At 56.6% G+C, this 18993-nt stretch carries 8 protein-coding genes; 7 read left to right on the plus strand and 1 reads right to left on the minus strand.

The features are described 5' to 3' along the window. Positions 1–36 precede the first annotated feature (36 nt). The 3 genes from HVO_RS19420 to HVO_RS19430 all read left to right on the plus strand — a co-directional run bounded on the left by HVO_RS19420 (position 37) and on the right by HVO_RS19430 (position 8519). Positions 37–2991, plus strand: coding sequence for a VirB4 family type IV secretion system protein (locus HVO_RS19420; RefSeq protein ID WP_013035725.1), 2955 nt, complete (start codon positions 37–39; stop codon positions 2989–2991). Next, entirely contained in the window at positions 2991–6905 is a 3915-nt protein-coding gene (locus HVO_RS19425; protein ID WP_013035712.1) for a type IV secretion system DNA-binding domain-containing protein, read from the plus strand. Before HVO_RS19420 ends, HVO_RS19425 begins: the two co-directional genes overlap by 1 nt. A gap of 444 nt (positions 6906–7349) precedes the next feature. After that, positions 7350–8519, plus strand: a complete 1170-nt coding sequence (locus HVO_RS19430) for an ISH3-like element ISHvo21 family transposase (protein ID WP_013035684.1) — start codon at positions 7350–7352, stop codon at positions 8517–8519. A 397-nt stretch (positions 8520–8916) separates the two neighbouring features. Here the strand turns inward: HVO_RS19430 and HVO_RS20380 are convergent, their stop codons facing one another. Beyond that, complete coding sequence (locus HVO_RS20380) at positions 8917–9267, minus strand: hypothetical protein (protein WP_013035717.1); 351 nt, start codon at positions 9265–9267, stop codon at positions 8917–8919. Positions 9268–9534: 267 nt separating this feature from the next. Between HVO_RS20380 and HVO_RS19435 the strand changes: the two genes are divergently transcribed. The 4 genes from HVO_RS19435 (at position 9535) to HVO_RS19450 (ending at position 18942) form a co-directional block, all read left to right on the plus strand. Next, positions 9535–10701: an ISH3-like element ISH51 family transposase gene (locus tag HVO_RS19435; RefSeq protein WP_013035699.1), complete on the plus strand. Its 1167-nt coding sequence runs from the start codon at positions 9535–9537 to the stop codon at positions 10699–10701. Between the two features lie 380 nt (positions 10702–11081). Next, the gene (locus tag HVO_RS20385; protein WP_013035696.1) at positions 11082–12302 is read left to right on the plus strand and encodes a DNA cytosine methyltransferase; all 1221 of its coding nucleotides are present in this window, start codon (positions 11082–11084) and stop codon (positions 12300–12302) included. 530 nt (positions 12303–12832) lie between these two features. After that, positions 12833–15013, plus strand: a complete 2181-nt coding sequence (locus HVO_RS20390) for a hypothetical protein (RefSeq protein ID WP_144064063.1) — start codon at positions 12833–12835, stop codon at positions 15011–15013. A gap of 104 nt (positions 15014–15117) precedes the next feature. Continuing rightward, positions 15118–18942, plus strand: a complete 3825-nt coding sequence (locus HVO_RS19450) for a helicase-related protein (RefSeq protein ID WP_013035734.1) — start codon at positions 15118–15120, stop codon at positions 18940–18942. Positions 18943–18993 lie beyond the last annotated feature (51 nt).

Here is an 18993-nt window from a genome sequence, read left to right on the forward strand (position 1 = left end):
CGCATTCGGTCTTTTATACTCATACTTCAACGCACAATGACGCAGAATACTCAACACACGATTGACGCACAGATTCAGAAAGACCCCGGACAAATCGTCCCACCTCGGGTCGACACGAGCATCGACATTACAGATCACCTATCGTTGAAGGACCTCAAGACGCTCGCCCCAGCTGGCGTTCTCACGACTGCTGGTGTCGGTGGGCTGTTCACCGGCAACCCAACGCTTGGTACGGTGGGCCTCGGTGCGGGAGCTGTGGCCGGCGTCGGGGCTATCGGAATGACGGTGACGAACCGCTGGTACAACTCTCCCCGAGAGCGCGTTGCGGACTGGTATTCACACATCCGGTCAGATGACGAGAACACCGCCCTCGCGGATGTGACGGGCGTCGCCGGGATGACCGACGATGGGTTAGTCGAGATGGCCGATGGCCGCGTCGTCGGCCTTGTCCGCGTCGACCCACAGAACGCGGCGCTCCTCGATGACGGTGGGCAGAACTCGCTGGCCGCGTCCCTGTCGTCGGCTATCGACGAACAAGTCCGTGATATTCCGTTCCGCATCTACTCGACGACGCGCGACGAGAAACCGGGGACGGTCGTCGCACAGCGATATGAGGAACGGGCGCTCGACCCCACAACTGATGTGGACCAGTCCGATGTTCTGCTTGGGACCGCTGACTGGCTGACTGATGGCGACATTCCGAACTGGAACGCTCGCGAGTGGAAGCACTACGTCGCGGTCGATGCGGCTCCGAGTGACGCCCTCGGGCCGACCGACGAATCGCTGTGGGACATAGCGAACCCACTCGTTGACACGGGCGTCGAGACAGTGTCTGACGAGCAGGTCTGGAAGAAGACAAACAAGAGAGTGCAGACAGTCGTCGACGCGATCAACTCTGTCGGAGAACTCGAAGCAGAGCGCGTTGAGGCCGCCGAAGCCCTATCTATGGCCCGAAACTACTGGGGTCGAACCGATGAGGTCGGTGGTCCTCTCGCTGGTGATGTGCTCGCTGGTGAAACGGAGGCAGGGCACGTGGTCAACCCCGAGACGTTCGACGAACAGCGCGGGTGGGTCGACCTCGGTGACGAGTTCGCCCGGACACTCTGGATAGCCGAATATCCAACTGAGACGGAGTCCATGTGGCTCTCGCGGCTGACGAGTATCCGAGGAATCAACGTGGACCTCTGTGTCAACGCCGACCCAGTCGACAAGGATGCTGCGATTCATGAGTTGTCGCAGAAAATCGCTGACGTAGGCTCCGAGGGGATGGATCGGCAGGAGGACGGTGACGTCACCACAATGGACGTTGACGACGCGAACGACGCGAACGTCAAGATGCGGAAGCTACTGCGAGACACCCCAAGTCAGCCGTGGGACGTGTCGACTTACGTGGTCGTGCGGGCTGACAACGAGGCCGCGCTGAACACGGCTGACGAGACGCTGTCTGCTGTCGAGTCGTTCGATGGCGCGAAGCACGCAGCGCTTGATGAAGCCGAACAAGACGTGCGTGACCTGCTGACGACGACGCCCGCGAACGTCACGCCTATCGCACCATCACTCGTCCAAGGCACGCTCCTGCGCTCTGCGTCGCCGCTGACAACTGATGTCTGGAACGACGAAACGCCCGCCGACAAGTCGCGACGAGTGCCGGGCGCTGTCATCGGGTCGATGTTCCCGTTCTGTGGTGTGTCGATCCAAGAGGAATCGGGAATGGACTGGGGCCGGAACGAACAAAACGGGTCGCTGCTCCGTCTGTCGCCGTTCGAACGCGGCGGTGCGCCGCATCAGCTCACCATCGGGCAGACGCGAGCGGGCAAGACCTACTCAGCGTCGAAAGCGGCGATGCGATGGTGGTTGGAGCGTGACGGCCGGACGCTCATCACTATCGACACTCAGCAGGGATTTGACGGCGTCACGCGACTCTGCAATGGGAAACATATCGAGGTTGACGCGAGTCAGTCGGTCAACCCGCTCCGCATCACAGCGCCGTCTGACGACCCGCAGGACTGCGCCCGCGAGTTCAGAATGACCGTCGAGGAGACGGTCGCGTTCTTGACTAACCTGCTCCGGTCGGATGGCGTCGACAACGCTGACGAGTTCGCGCCAATACTCTCACAGGCCGCCGAGTCGACGTTGTCCCGCGCTGGCATCGATGCACACCAACCCGAGACGTTCAATAACGGCAATCCCAACCTCTCAGACTTCATCGACACGCTCATCGACATGAACGAGTCGCCGGAGAAGTACACCTGGAGCGACGACGGCCATGAGGTCGAGTCACACAAAACGCAGGTCGGCGAACTCCTGACGAAATTGCGGTCGTTCCAAGAAGGCGGCAAGTACGAGGCGCTGGTCGGGGAGGATGAGATAGACATTGTCAGCGATGATGTAGAAATGGCGTACCTTGACCTGCACTCGCTGTCAGGGTCCGACGACGCCGAAAAGAGCGCGATGTTGATGCTGATGCTCTCACAGGTCCGCAAGAAAATCAAAACCGCACCCGGTGAGACGGTGCTGATGCTCGACGAGGCCCACGTCCTACTCGACAACCCACGCACGGCAAACTGGTTGCAGAAGGCCGCTCGCGAGTTCGCTCGCTACGATGCAAGTCTGTGGTTCCTCTCACAATCCCCGAAAGACTTTGTCTCGGCTGACTCGGAGACAGACGCTCGTGACACGATTCGCGGGCAATGCGGGATGGTTCACATCTTCCGAACACCTGCCGTCGACGACGATGTTCTCGCAGAGTTCGGTCTGAACCAGACCCAACGCGAGTTCGTTCGCGAGAAAGCCGTCCGTGGCAAATCCGGACGTGGATACTCAGAGTGTCTAATTTACGCTGAGGACATTGCCGGGTGGATTCCGACCTACGTCGAAACATCACCCGCTGAGGACGCGGTGTTATCATGGTCGCGTGACGATGGCGACGAGGCGCTCGCGGATGACCAAGGACAAGACCGAACGGTCGCCGCTGCGGGAGGTGACGATTGATGGGCCTGCTCGACTCGCTTCGCGGGACGGAACAACGTGAGGAAGCAGGGTACGACGCGGTGGAGATAGATGCCGACCTCGCTACCTCGCTGACAAGTCCAGGCGAACGCGACGCTATCAGCGTGCGCCCGAACAAGGACAATGGCGGGATTGAGGCGATGACGAACGTCCTCGAATCGCTGCATTCGGTGGAGACAGACTCACCCCGGTTGTCGCGGTCAGTCCAGAACGTCTCACCAGCTCATTCGTTCGAGATGCGATACACGCGCGAGCAGGGTGGCGGCGACCGCGTCGTGACGATGCAGTACGTCGCAGGCGACGACCGTACCGATGGAACGCTCAAGCGTCAGTTGCAGACGCAGTATCCCGACTCCCAGCTTGACCGTGTCTCGTCCGAAGTCATCCCGGAGTGCGGCGTCGACGGTCGCTACATCGCGGGTGCGACGCTCCAACTTCGTCGGTACACGCTGTATCCCATCAAAAACCTCGACCTACCGGGGTTCTCGACGGACCCGACGGGGGCGATCCTGGAGGAGATGGTCGGCACGCAAGACGAATCCGAGACGGACGCCGACGTCGTCGTGCAGGTGATGTTCAAGCCCGCTCGTCGGACGTGGACCGAAGGCGTCGACGGCGGCCACGGACTCGTCGACGACGATGACGAGGCGGTGAACGGCACGCCGGGAATCAAGACGCTCGCGATGAACCTGCGACAGCCGACGTACAAGAAAGAGCGCCGCTTGTTTACTCGTGAGACTGTCGAGTATCCCCCCTCGAAGGTCGACAAGTCGGTCGCCTCCCTGCTCGAAGAACAGCAGGGAGAGAAGGGGTGGCGACTCTGCCTGCGCGTGTTTGCCATCAGCGACGACCCTTCCGTCGCCATCTCGCGGGCGTCGACGACCGCTGGAATGTTTCGCAATTTCTACGAGAGCAACAGCGAACAAACCTTCGTACCGGACCCGCTCGACGAGGGTGAAGTTCGAGAGACTGCGTTGCGGGCAGCTGACCGGGAGTGGATCAACCACGGGATTGTGAAAGCACAGCGTGAGGTGGCCGGTCTGCTGAACATCCCCGAATCGCAGTACGTCACGACGAACAAGATGCGCTGGTCGATGAGTCGACCGGGCGAGGGCGTCCCGCCGGGAACGCCTCGGTTCGACTTTGCCGAACACAACGTCGCAGGCGCGTCGCACGAGGAGGAGCAAGTCGCCATGCTTGACGAGTCTGGTCGTGGCGACCCCTTCTGGTACGGGTTCGGGAGTCGGCACGGCGTCGAAGTCGGCATCGAACCGGACGTGCTGAATGTCCACCAGTTCGTCGGTGGCGGGACCGGGAAGGGTAAGACGACGTATCTGACCAACCTGTCGAGTCAAATTATGGAACGCGGCCACGGGGCGATGATTTTTGACCCGAAGGGGAAGGACGCTGACGAGTTCATCCGCGAATGGCCCGAGGACCGTGACCGCGAGGACTTCGTGTTCGTCGACCTCACAGACGAGTACGAGAACAAGGTCCGGTTCAACTTCCTCGAAGTGCCGGGGGACGTCGAACCGGGCACGCGAAAGTTCGCGTCGACGGTCGAAGCGCTCTGTGACGACCTGACGGCGATGATTAGTCAGGCGGGCGGTGACGACAACTACTGGGGTGCGCTGATGGACCGCGTCGCTCGGACACTCATCCGGGGGATGGCGAAGTCGGGACGGACCTGCACCCTGCTCGACCTCGCGTGCGTCTGCACCAACCCGGACAACCGCGACAAATTCGCTGAGTGGATGAGCGAGGAGCGGATGCACTTCATCGAGGACGCCGCCGAGCGGATTCGGGAGAAAGAGGACAGCGACCTCGAACCGCTCGCGGGCCGTCTCGACCAATGGGTCCAGAACGACGCCATCCGTGACCTCATCGCCGCTCGCGAGTCGACCGTTAGCATCAGCGAGGTCGTGCGCGACGGGAAGGTCGTCGTCGTTCGGAACGCGCCGTCAAGCGGTGAGACGGAAAAGCGACTGTTCGCGACGGCACTCATCCGTCGGGCGTGGGTCGCCGCTCGCGAGAACCGCGACTCGCCGCCGTTCTACGTCGTGCTTGACGAGTTCGACAGTATCGTCTCAGAACAGTCGGACATCCACAGCATCCTGTCGGAAGCACGCGCGTTCGACTTCTGCCTGACGCTGTCGTGTCAGAACCCGTCGAACCAACTCCCCGAGCAGGTCCAGAAGGCCGTCGAGAACCAATGTGAGACGTTCATCTCGTTCAACCCCGGTGGGAAGGACGACGCGCGTCTCATCGCCGCTCAACACTCGCCCGAAGTGTCCTGGGAGGACCTGACGAACCTGAGCAAGTACAAGTTCTTCATGCGAACCCACGACGACACCGACACGCTGACCCACTCGTACAAAGTCGATGCGTTCCCGCCAGTCGGGGAAGTACGTCGCGAGGTCAACGGTGTGGCCGGGATGACCGACGCGGAACTTGACACGCTGAAACGCGAGTCCGTCGAGCGCTACGGCGAACCGATGGAGAGTGCTGAACAGCAGAAGCGTCAGTCCCACTTCTACGACCTCGGGGGCGTCGGACCAGACGGCCACGACGGTGGCAACCTCGAACTCACCGATGAGCGTGCAACCAAACTACTCGCGGCGCTGTTTCGCCTGCGTGTCTCTCAGGACCTCGATGACGGCGAACCTATCCAGATGGTCGACGCGAAAGAGGCAGTCCGTGAGCGCGTCGACGTTGACGGCCAGCACGTCGATACGCTCATCCAACGGGCGAACTCTCGCGACCTCGTCAACGTGTCGAACGACGCGATGACCATCGACCTCGCACCTGCCGGACGGGAACAACTGTTCTCGTCGGGGCAGTCGGGCAATGCGGGTTCGATTGCTCATCAGGCGGCGATGGAACCAATTGCCCACGACCTCGCGGAGATGGGCTACCACGTTCGTGTCCCCGAGCAGACGGGTGACGAGATGCCCGACCTGTTTGCCGAGTGCCCGGTCGACACGGGCGGCGAGACGTTCGAGGAAGCAATGGCGAATCGCGACCGGCTGAAAGAGCAGTACCCCGACGTGTTCGCGCTGAGTAAGGAGCGTGATGTTGCTGTCGAGTTCGAGAAGGCGACGCGGTCGGCTCCGGCGCAGATAGGGCACAACCTTCGGAAAGCCGTCGAGTCGGGCGACCATTGCCTGTTCATCGTGAATCAGTCTGACGACGATGGCGAGCGCTTCGCTGATGCCGCGCGACAGCTCTCGGAGAAACTGGCCGACCCGATGCTGACGTACACCGAACGGCGGACACCGAACGACGTCGAGGCCCGCTATCACCACCGCGACGACAAGTGTCCGGCAGTCCACCAGGAAGGCGCTGAGGCCCCGAGTAAGTTCGTCGCCATTCCCGGTGACGTGACCTACCAATGGGTTCTCGATGGAGACCTCGTAGTGCTGCGAGATTCGGATGGGACCGAGTACACACAGTTTGCTGACGTTGACGCGTGGACATCGCGGTCAGCGACCGATTGGCCCGCTCGATACCGCGTTGGCGATGACGGCCACGTCACGGTCAGCGGTGACTCGCTCGACGAATACGAGTCAGTCGACGCGCTCCGAGAGGACTACACACTCGTCTCCGCTCCGTACATCCCCGAGATGGAGTTCGCGGGTGCTATCGACGAACTGGGCGCACTCCCGACGCGCGACGAGTGGACTATCGCAGTCCTGCCGAACGACAATATCGGTCTGCAACGGTACGACCGAGTCGACGACACCTGTTACCCGCTTGTCGAGGGTATTGAGGACCGTAGAGACAGGTCCCGCGACGAAAACCCCCACACCGAAGGCGGGGAAGACACCGGTCCAGATGCGGTGCAACCTGACGACGGCGACGACAGCGACGGCCTCTGGTCCGACTCGCTGCTCTGATTCACAGTGCCGCTACAACTGTACTCTTTTGAGGAAGTCGGTACGGACAATCCACAGTCAGAAGCCATAAGTGAGTCAGGGGATTCTGTCGGAATGCGCGTCTGCTGCCATCACAATTAGCATTCGCGCAAAGGGCCTAGGCCCCTTTGATACTGACCCCTGAGCGATAGGTTCTGTTGACCCCCAGACGCTGATGGTGTGGAGATACTGAGTCACTGGCTTAACCAGTGGTTCAAGACGAACTGAACGCTCATCAGTCTACTTACCGTGCGACTGAGACTAGCTATGGAATTACCAATATATGTCATACACTTGCCTACAACGGCTTTCCAAACACGCTCGTCTTAGGGCGTAACCGAGCGGGAGATATACTCCACGAGCGGCTCATCAAGATAATCAGCACATCACAAAGCCGGTTAGTTGAGACGTCTGCTTGCTGGAGATGTGTCCAAACAACAGCAGCAAGCAGACAGTGAAATTCACGAGGACCAGCTCCTTAACTTCCTCGTCAACTCCCTTGACGAGGAAGTTGCTCTCTCACTCGCTGAAAACGCTGAACTCGATGCTGAAGACATCTACGAGGTCCTCGTCGGCGCCTGCGCCGACGGGACCTCGGTCTCAACGCTCTGTGAGAGAAGCGAAGATGCACCACACGAAAACTCGGTTCTCTACCATCTCCGCACCAAATTTGACCTTGAGACGCTCGAACAGGTTGGAAACACGCTCCTCCAGAAGGACGTTCTCGACGTCCTTCCCCAGCAGGTGGAGGTCGTTTCGGACCTCCACCTGCGGCCCTACTACGGCGACGAAGACGATACAGACGGCCTGTATCACTCACAAGCGAAGCGTGGAACCACCGCGTTCCACGCGTACGCGACACTCTACGCGCGTGTGAAGAACAAACGCTACACGCTGGCGGTGCGCCGTCTCGAAGACGGCGACACCGCCAGCAGCGTCCTCGCAGAGTTTCTTGGTATTCTCGACGGCCTTGACCTCGGTGTCAAGGCCGTCTATCTTGACCGCGAATTCTACGACAGCAAGTGTTTGACGCTGCTTCAGGCGCACAACCACGCGTACGTCATGCCGATCGTCCGCTGGGGACGGACGATCAAGCGAGAACTCTCGGAAGGGTGGAGTCGCGTGATTCAGCACGACCTGACGGCGAAACTCGACGGTCACAGCTGGACCGTCGAGTTTCCCGTCTACATCGACTGTACCTACCTGAACGGGCGGTACGACGAGCATGGGGTGGCGCGTCACGGCTACGCCGCTGACGCGCCTTTCATCGACTCACCGCGAGACGCTCGATACCACTACGCGAAACGCTTCGGTATCGAAGCGAGCTACCGACTCTCCGAGCAAACGATTGCGACGACTACGACACAGAATCCGGTCGTACGGCTGTTGTACGTCGTGGTGAGTTTGCTGTTACAGAACGTCTGGCGGTATCTGCACTGGGAGTACGTGGCGACGCCCCGCCGAGGCGGGCGTCGCCTCTGGCAGTGGTCGTTCAAGGAGTTCATCAACATGATTCGACGGGCAGCGTGGACGGTCCTCGCGGTGCGTCGGGCCGTCCCCGCGAACCGGCCACCAGACGACCGGTTTAGCCGGTAACTCTTGACCGGGCTAGCCAGCGGTGTGAGTGGCGACGCTGTCGCGTCAGCGGCTGACCGCCGCCGACAGCGACAGCTCTCCACCGATTCGTCCATGATTCTCCCGTCGAGACCGTCAATGCAACCGCTCCGACACAGAACTCAGGCTTCAGAAACAGCTAGCCGAGGATGCTTTGTGAGGTACTGATAATAGATTACCTCAAGACGCATAGACCTCAGCGGCTCTGTCAAAGTAATTAGCCATTGACATTAAGGACAGAACTCTTCTCACCAGTTTTCGCGGACGCTGTTGGAAACTTGCTCCTCAACAAATCGCCAGACATGAAGAGGATTTCAACAGAGCCACCTCAGTCGGTTCGGCAGCTTGCCGTAGAACACGTCGTCGTAGAGCCGGTAATCTAGGACAGTCGTTCTACGAAGTCCTCGACCATCTCGATTGCCTCTTCTAAATTCGCTGTATAAGAGACGTAATCAGAAGAAATCGTCTCTGTGAACCCAGGGCGGTGGTAATCTGGTCCCGCAGTCTCTAACCCTTGTACCGTCCACTCGTCGTGGAGTTCGAGACTGACGACACGAACGGGGACATCGGTTCCGACGAGGTCGACGTTCGAAACGTCCCAGTCGAACTCTTCTTGGTCTAACGGGCGAGTCCATTGGTGAGTTCGTGGGTCAAGCTTTTCGTACGTCCATACACGACCGTTCGATTCGAGGGTGTGTGACGGAATCGAATCCTCGTCGTATTCAGTCATTCAGCAACAGAGTCGTTGCTCCGAGCGAAGAAAGTAACGGACCGTTTAAATTAGTGAACACACCACAACCACGCAATAGTAGCTTCAACTAACAATCACATAACCGGGACCTCCTCCAGAAGAAGACACTCGATAGAAGTCTCGACACCCTCGTGAAGGTGATTCACCAGAGCATCAACGACGCTGGGGTCGAGAACGTTGGTCAAGTCAGAGGTATATTCAGTACCTCACAAAGCCGTTTAGTTAGAAGGTCTGCTTGCTGAAGATGTGTCCAACAACCAGCAAACAGACGATGAAATCCACGAGGACCAGCTCCTTAACTTCCTCGTCAACTCTCTTGACGAGGAAGTTGCTCTCTCACTCGCTGAAAACGCTGAACTCGATGCTGAAGACATCTACGAGGTCCTCGTCGGCGCCTGCGCCGACGGGACCTCGGTCTCTACACTCTGCAAGAGAAGCGAAGATGCACCTCACGAAAACTCCGTTCTCTACCATCTCCGCACCAAGTTCGACCTCGAGACGCTCGAACAAATCGGGAACACGCTCCTCCAGAAAGACGTTCTCGACGTCCTTCCCCAGCAGGTGGAGGTCTGCGCAGACCTCCACCTGCGGCCCTACTACGGCGACGAAGACGATACAGACGGCCTGTATCACTCACAAGCGAAGCGTGGAACCACCGCGTTTCACGCGTACGCGACACTGTACGCACGCGTGAAGAACAAACGCTACACGCTGGCGGTGCGCCGTCTCGAAGACGGCGACACCGCCAGCAGTGTCCTCGCAGAGTTCCTCGGTATTCTCGACGGCCTTGACCTCGGTGTCAAGGCCGTCTATCTTGACCGCGAATTCTACGACAGCAAGTGTTTAACGCTGCTTCAGGCGCACAACCACGCCTACGTCATGCCGATCGTCCGCTGGGGACGGACGATCAAGCGAGAACTCTCAGAAGGATGGAGTCGCGTGATTCAGCACAGTCTGACAGCGAGACTCGACGGTCACAGCTGGACCGTCGAGTTTCCCGTCTACATCGACTGTACCTACCAGAACGGACGGTACGACGAACATGGGGTGGCGCGTCACGGCTACGCCGCTGACGCGCCGTTCATCGACTCACCACGGGACGCTCGATACCACTACGCGAAACGCTTCGGTATCGAGGCAAGCTATCGACTCTCCGAGCAAAGTATCGCGACGACCTCGACACAAAATCCGGTCGTACGGCTGTTGTACGTCGTGGTGAGCTTGCTGTTACAGAACGTGTGGCGGTATTTGCACTGGGAGTACGTGGCGACGCCCCGCCGTGGGGGGCGTCGCCTCTGGGAGTGGTCGTTCAAGGAGTTCATCAATATGGTCCGTCGAGCAGCGTGGACGGCCCTCGCGGTGCGTCGGGCCGTCCCCGCGAACCGACCACCAGACGACCGGTTCCACCGGTAACTCCCGACCGGGCTAGCCAACGGTGGGAGTGGCGACGCTGTCGCGTCGGCGGCAGCCGCCGCCGACAGCGACGGCTCTCCGCCGATCCGTCCATGATTCTGTCGTCGAGACCGCCAATGCAACCGCTCGGCCACAGAATTCAGGCTTCAGAGACAGCTAGGCGAGGATGCTTTGTGAGGTACTGATATTTAGACTCGTAGAGCTCCAATAACCTTGAAACGTATTCGAGGAGGACATCTGGGACTCTTGAGATCGGTATGAGTACTGTGCAACAGCCAAGAACTATTCAGAATCGAAATGAAGAACGAACTACACAAGCCCGTTCGACGTGACAGCAAACATCCGATAGATTTAGACGTCGTGAATCAGAGGTATTCTATATGAGTCGTGGAGTTGTCGTCGATCTATTCTGCGGTGCAGGAGGTGCCTCTCTCGGGTTTGTTCAGGCGGGATACACTGTCGCGGGGGCCGTTGACATCAACGACGAAGCATTGGAAACGTACAAGCGAAATCTCTGCGACGCCGATCTTGACGAGTATCCTGGCGAGGTCACGTTCGACTCCCCTCTCAAGGGTAATCTAAATGCCAACAAGGGCGGTCACGTCACCTTCGAGTACATACGAAACGAATTCGGTTTAGAACCCGGAGAGGTTGACGTCATCGCTGGGTGCCCTCCTTGCCAGAATTTCAGCAAGCTCAGAGATACGACGCCGTGGCCGGAGGACGAGCCAAAAGATGAGCTACTCCAGTCCTACGTGGAGTTAATTCGGGCAGAGAAACCCGGTGCGGTCTTCTTCGAAAACGTCCAGGGAATAACCAATAAGCGCGACGGAGAGACGACCTACTCGCAGTGGTTCAAAGATCAGATGAGGGGGATGACTCGCGACGACGATCCCGAAGAGAAGGGATACGGAGTTAATCTAAAAGTCGTTAACGCAGCAGATTATGGAGTCCCGCAGCGAAGAATGCGTACGATAGGGATCTGTATCTACGGTGCTTCTGATTCCGAAGTCGAATTTCCACCTGAGACTCACGCAAGAGAACCCGAAGACGGACTGAAAGAGAGATGGGTCACAGTAAAAGACGTACTGAAAGAGGAATACGAACGAGGCCGATTGAAACAAGACCTCGATCTCGGTCAAAAGCAAGTTGGGATCGATGGGTATCCTGACGATCCTGCGCACCGATCACGTCGTCACAACAGCAACACGGTCGAGACGATGAAAGCAATACGGCGACACGGCGATAGTTGGAAGGACCTGCGGGGAACGGAGGACGAAGAATTCATTCGTGAATGTCACCGAGGTTTCGACACTCAAGCAGGTGCAGCGTACGGAATTATGGACTGGGAATCCCCTGCACCAACGCTAACTACTCGGTGTACAAATTTTAGCTCGGGTCGCTACACACATCCAGAAGAGAATCGGACGATTACATTCCGGGAAGCAGCACTTCTAATGTCTTTTCCAGCAGATTTCAAGCTTCCAGACAAGAACAGCGCAGCAGAGCGAGTAGTTGGGAATGCAGTTCCGCCTCAGCTTGTGAAGAGCATCGTTGAAGATCTAAATGTAGCCAGAAAGGAACCCCGCAAGATTGCTTGAAAGCACCTACAAGCGGAAATAACCCCGTACTGGGGAGAGTCACGAATTATTGGATAGCCTGCTCACCCCCAAATATTGCTGTAATTGAGAGTCAAGTCTGAAAACATGATATTCCGGAGAAATTATCCCTTACTGAAACTATTCTAACGGAACGTATATATGAGGTTTACAGAGAAAAATTTGTGGTCTTAACTAGAGATATGATGGGTGTAACGCTGGAAAATGCCCCGTACGAACTTCCTCCAACAGAGGGAACGCACTCTCTGTTAGTCCGAACTGCAATCCGGGAAGAACGCGATCTCTGTCTAATTCCGCCTACTCTCCGTCAAGAATATCTGGACCGTCACGCCCTCGAAGGTCTCTACGAAATGATGGGAATGGATCGTCGTGCCATCATGATTATGTCCAGAAATAGTGACATCCGTGATCGCTACGAAAAGATGGTCGGTCCGTTTCAATTTTCGACAGGGAGGTGGCCCCTCTCGTCAGTCAAGTCTGATGGGTCATTGGTGCCAAAGACTCAACACTACGTGACCGAAGATGCACCACCTGCAGTCATCTATGCAAAATGGGCGACTAGGCTGCCAAACCCAGAGCACGCTCAGGCGATTCAAGCTGTCCTCTACGACGAAAACGTCGGGTTTGACGAGGAACGCTTCGAGGCGTTCGAGCGATGGCGCGCTGCTGCCGACATACCTACCGTAGTCTACTACATCCGGGACCCACTCGGTAATACGTACGATCGTATCAAAGACGAGGTCGATTCGACGTGGATGTGGACTAAGTCCCGCCTTCGTAAAGTCTGTGAGTGGACCCGAGACGGGGGTGCCACGTATCAATCGCTAGTCGACCCAGAAACTATCCCACAATGCACGGTCAGAGAAACGCAATTGCTCAAAAATAAAACATCAGGGCAGTCTTACGAACCGCACGTCTGTAACACAGGTCCCGTTGCTGAGCAATTTGAGCGTGTATGGTCGGCGTACGAGGACTTCCAAACAGTAGAAGGCAAAATCGACGAGCGGGATCTTATGCTGGCTAAATTCTATCTCCGCGACACGGTTTCCCGATTTTCTCGGTTGGTTGCCCTCTTGGAGCAGAGCAACGTCTATCGGGCAAACCACGGGAAGGCGACGACCTTGTCAGGCCGAATTGGGGCACTCCGACAAATGCACTCGGATCTGACTGGCGACGCACAGGCCGGAGGAGGCGCACTACAACAAGCCATCTACGAGCTAGAGGATTTGGCCGAACTCTTGAACGATCCAGACAATCAAGCCTGGAAGCGTGGTGCAGTTCTGTCTGCCATGCTTCAAGTAACCGATAACGACGAGGGACTCATCATCGTCGCTCCAGACGAGCCTGAAGCGAAGGCGCTTGAAGCAGACCTATACATTAACCGTAGGAAGTTCTGGGTCGAAGCAGAAGAACGAGTAACCATCTGCACGCCGAATTCGATTAACATCGAATCACCAGCAGACCACTTGCTTCTCTATGGACCTCCCAAATACGAGGACCGGTGGATACTTCGCTCTCCTCACGGAGCCAACGTTAGCGTCCTGGCTTATCCGCACGAACTCGGGTTATTGTTTTCTCAAGCTAGTAGCCTTAATCACGCCGTCGAGGCAGCTACTCCCCGACAAATACCTCCAGAGGGTCCAGAAGATACTGGACGTATCCTTGCGAGTATTGCTGAAGAGCTCCCGAGAACACCCCTTTCGGCCGAGGAAGATAGAAACAAGCCACCGACCGTCGCTTGTTCTGACCTCGATGGCGTCCAGATATCTATCCCAGACGCAGACTCCGTCGAAAAGGGTGAGATTTCTGGATCACAGACGTTCAAAGGTCACGAACAAGCGGATCAGAACAAGCGAGATAGGGTCAACAGCCTAATTGAACGAAGCTTAGCCAAGTTCGGCCAAGCGAGTGGGAGATATACACCCAGCAGCACTGGTGGTGGTGAAACATCCTCATCTCAGTCCGAATGGGAACGTCGCGATGTCGACGGCTGCATCGAATTAATCGGGCAAGATGGCTACCGGATGGCTAACAAGCCGGAGAAAACGGTCGAGGTCGTTCGTTTGGATGCTGAGGTCCGCGTCAGTAAAGAGATGTCAAAAGTAATAGAGGGAGAGATTGTTGTTAGCGTTCGAGACCGAATGGAGATTCGATCCCACGTTGAACGGCAACTCTTCGACATGGGTGAGGCAGAGGTAGTCGTGAAAGCGAACAAGTGGAAAGATCACCTCGCACGTGAGATTGAGAGGCGTGGGGACACGTTCGAGGAATTCAAGCAGCGGATAGAACAAACCGGAATCGAACCGAAAGGAGATGGTGCATACCGAAATTGGTACCACGGAACGATTACAATGCCAAAAGCACGAGACTCGCTCTACTATATTACTGAAGCATACGATCTCGATGAAGTTCAGGGAGAGCTGGAAGTGTGCTGGACAGCAAATCGGACGATCCGACGTGTGAAAAACGCCCTCATCAACAAGTGGCTTGACCAAGCTCAAGCCGACCTTCTATCTAAAGCAGCTGACGTCGACGACCTCATCGATAATGATTTCGATCTCGACATTCGCCTATCCGACTTCGAGAAAGTCGATGACGAGGGTGAAGACCTAGTACTAGTTCATCAAATTAAGGAAATCAGACACGGCGTCACCGTTCCCCACAGTTATCTGGGTACTTGGCGAACACCGTAAACGACGTGGTATTCTGGGGTGACGGTACTCGGTGTCTGTTGATTTAGTGTCCTCATCTGCTCGCATACGTTTAAGTCGATTCGATTAATTGACTATGTATTCACATGTCACGCGATGTCCCAGGACGTGACGCTCCGAGGTATACGCGGCCGCCCAATGACGCCTATGAACCGGATTCAAACGTAGAGTACGTCCGCCGCCAGCTCGTGAACAACGTCCTGACGGCGGATCTCGAAGACCGAATCACCGGCCGAGGAGAGCAACACGAGGTCTTATACGGAGCTCGTCCACAAGACCAATTCTTCGCCGGTGCGCTACCTTCGCAATTCAAATACCGAGAAGCAAAAGCAAACGAGGAATCCTACGGAAACGTTGCTAAGCAGGTCTCGCCGTTCAAAGTCGGCGTTACGTTCCGACTTCCCCGCCACATTTCTGACGATGTAGAACTCACAGTACGACCGGATGCATTCGCCTTTCAGAGACAGCTCCCGACGTTCGAGGAACAGCAGCGCGAGCACAACGACAACACCGACGCATCAGTGCTCGATCAAGATCGAGAAACCTCAGACGAGTCAGAAAACGAGTCAGATGCCAACGCCGGCAGTTCACAGGGAACGACGGATCTCTTGCGAACGTACAAGCGATTAGATCCGGAATGGTCGTCGACATCCGTCACAGGTGAGGAAATTAACGAACAGGTAGGGTGCGATGAGCCACTCACTCTGGACTTAGATCTTTCAATCCTCTACGAGAAGGCGTACGCTGTCGACCGTCGCTTCTGTGAACGTACGGACGGAGTGAGCGAAAATGAAGCGTCGATGCTCTCGGACGAGACACTATCGTCGGAGTCCGAGTTCGAGAATCATGTCTCAGCTGCGTACGACGGCCAAGAACTCACTCCTCTTTGGGACGCCCGGCTGGAGCTCGACGTTAGACCTGATGACGATGACGAGTTCCTTTTACTCACAGCCCGGTTGATTAATACTCACGGTGAAGAGTACAACCCCGACGACGAGGAGTATCAAGAACAGAACGATCCGGGTTACGAAGACTGGCGTTCGACTTTCTTCGATGTCGAAGTCGCAGTTACCGTCGACGGAGCGCCTCTGAAGGTCTTCGATTCGAACGAAATTGAAGACAAGTACCAGTACGACGGTCGAATCTTTGCCGTTGGTGAAAACGCGGCGACGGAACCGATATTTCCAGCCCATACTGACAAGACTGGACCTAATCGTGAACTGTACAGTGAACAGCCAGCGAACGACGACCCAGTCGGTGTACGAACGGAAATGGTTCCGCTGTACGAACAATCGCGCTACCTATCACGGAATCCCGACGACATCGCAGCCCCAATGGACGTTCTCGCCGGCGATGAAAGCGATGAGTCCATGTTCGACTGCTTAGAAGCGCTTGCAGCAGGCATGGAAGACGCCGTAGCTGACTATCGGGAGATCAAGTCCGAGATGGTCTCCGGGAAATCAAGCGAAGCGGCGGCGGAATTCGACAAAGCAGTTGCCGGATTTGAGGCCGACCATGAGCGAGTGTTAGCTGGTATCGAGTGTCTAAAGCAGGATCCGCGTGCGCGTCGCGCGTTCAAATACATGAACGAATCGTTCCAGGAGATGGGCTTCGATAAGTGGCGCACCTTTCAGATCGTCTTCATTCTGATGACGATTCCGGATATGCTCAAACAAGCAGACGAAGCCGGATCGGAAGTGAGCGTCTCTTGGGACAACGAAATACTCGAGACCCAGTTGGATGTCGCTGACGTCGTCTATTTCCCGACGGGTGGCGGGAAAACGGAAGCGTATCTGGGGCTCGTCACGTTCACTGCGTTTCACGACCGGATGCGTGGAAAGACTCATGGAATGACTGCCTTTACGAAGTTCCCACTTCGGTTTTTGAGTTTGCAGCAGCTCCAGCGGATCGCAAACGTCCTTGCCAAGGCAGAAGAGATCCGCCGCCGAGAAAATCTGGGCGGCGACGAGTTCTCAGTCGGATACTTGGTTGGTTCCGGCAACACCCCAAACACGCTCCGAGCTGGGAAATACACGAACAACATCCGGAAAGCACAGGAAGACGAAGAATTCCAGAAGTCGGTCAAGTACGTCACTACGTGCCCGTTCTGCGGCGAGAAGGAGGTGTCTATAGATGGGGACCTCGAACAGGGTCGCATCATACACCAGTGTGAGAATCCGGAATGTGATGAAGTCAAACGAAACGGCGGAGAGCCAGCCCCGCTTCCAGTATACGTTACTGACAGAGAGATTTACCGCTACACGCCGACGTTCGTTGTCTCGACCATCGACAAGATCTCCATCGTCGGTATGCAACGCCGTATGCGGGCCGTTCTCTTCGGACGAACGTCTCTTAAATGCGCCAAACACGGGTACTCTGGTGAGAATCGATGTATTGCTGACACCGGCATTCTAAACGAGGCTGGCCAGTGCGATGAGGACGATTGGGAAGAGGTTGACCCCGTCGACCCACCTAGCCTTCTTATTCAAGACGAGTTACACCTCCTCCGCGAAGAATTTGGTTCATTTGACTCTCACTACGAAACGCTTATTCAGCATCTGAACCGTGCGTTTTCAGACGACACGTGGCACACAAAAATAGTCGCCGCGACGGCGACTATCAAGGGTGCCGAGCAGCAGGTAGAAGCGCTATACATGAAGGACACGAACGTCTTTCCATCACCCAGTCCGCGGTTAAAGCAATCTTTCTACGCGTACGCTCACCCGACGCGCATTCAGCGACGGATGCTCGGGGCACTTCCACGGACGCTCTCTCGGACCTACGCGATCGAAAAAATCCACGAGGAGTATGCGCGTGCAATTCAAGAGTACCGCGCCGCTCCTGAGACGCTCTACGATGCACTAACGCAGGTGTCTGACGAGTACACACTGGAGCAGGCTGAACTCCCTTCAGACCCCACATCGCTTGAAGCGGTTATAGACGACATTCTTGACGACTATGAAACGCAGGTCTCGTACCACTATTCACGCGACAACACCGACCTGATGAAGCGGGTTCTTCGGACGATGATCAACGTCCATCTTTCTGACGACGGCGAACCATATTATCCCTTGAACGGCCAACTCATGACTGGTCAAACGCCCCTCGAAGACGTCAGCTCTGTCTTAGAGATCCTCGAGAATCTCGATGAACTAGATAGCCCAGCAGACGCAGTTCACATGCTCATCGCAACCTCGATGATCAGTCACGGAGTGGACGTCGATGCGTTGGACTTCATCGGTTTCTTCGGCCTTCCGCGGAACACGGCCGAGTACATTCAGTCGTATTCACGCGTTGGGCGCAAGTGGCCAGGGACTGTGTTCCTACTCTTCGATCCGATGCGGACCCGCGATCGGTCCTACTACCGTCACTTCCAGTATCATCAGGAGTATCAGGACCTCTTAGTCGAAGCGACACCCCTAGAGAGATGGGCAGAGTACGCGATTAAGTGTACGATGCCCGGGGTCGTCTGTTCAATATTGATCCAATATTACGACGAGATCCTCGCCGGCAAAACGAGCATCCGATTGTACGATGGGGAGGGAGTTCAACAGGCCGTCACCAACGGTCATCTCAAATACGACGAAGTGCTTTCGCTGGTTCGCTCTGCTTACGGCGTAGATGGACAGCCATCAGATGGCTCAGAAAGTTCACGGAGCGGCGTCGAGCTCTACCGCCGACAGATCAACGCTAGATTTGACGAGATCTGGGACGCACTAATCGACCCAAACAACCTCATCGAACGACAACGCGCAAGGGATCCAGATACCGACGAGTCGAACTTCCTTACTGACGTCTTGAGACGGGGTGGCCAACGAACACCGATGCGCAACCTTCGCGACATCGACGATCAACTATCTATCGGCCCAGACACAGACACGTCGCTCATCATCAACGGGTACCGCGGATGAGTACACGCAACCGAGCACAGACGGCACTAATGCAGCTTACGACGACCCACC

It is taken from the genome of Haloferax volcanii DS2 (genome assembly GCF_000025685.1).
Lineage (GTDB): Archaea > Halobacteriota > Halobacteria > Halobacteriales > Haloferacaceae > Haloferax > Haloferax volcanii.

Excerpts from the sequence above, each read along its gene's own strand:
- HVO_RS20380 (WP_013035717.1), bottom strand. The coding sequence starts at position 9,267 with ATGACTGAATACGACGAGGATTCGATTCCGTCACACACCCTCGAATCG.
- HVO_RS19450 (WP_013035734.1), top strand. The coding sequence starts at position 15,118 with ATGTCACGCGATGTCCCAGGACGTGACGCTCCGAGGTATACGCGGCCG.
- HVO_RS19420 (WP_013035725.1), top strand. The coding sequence starts at position 37 with ATGACGCAGAATACTCAACACACGATTGACGCACAGATTCAGAAAGAC.
- HVO_RS19425 (WP_013035712.1), top strand. The coding sequence starts at position 2,991 with ATGGGCCTGCTCGACTCGCTTCGCGGGACGGAACAACGTGAGGAAGCA.
- HVO_RS20385 (WP_013035696.1), top strand. The coding sequence starts at position 11,082 with ATGAGTCGTGGAGTTGTCGTCGATCTATTCTGCGGTGCAGGAGGTGCC.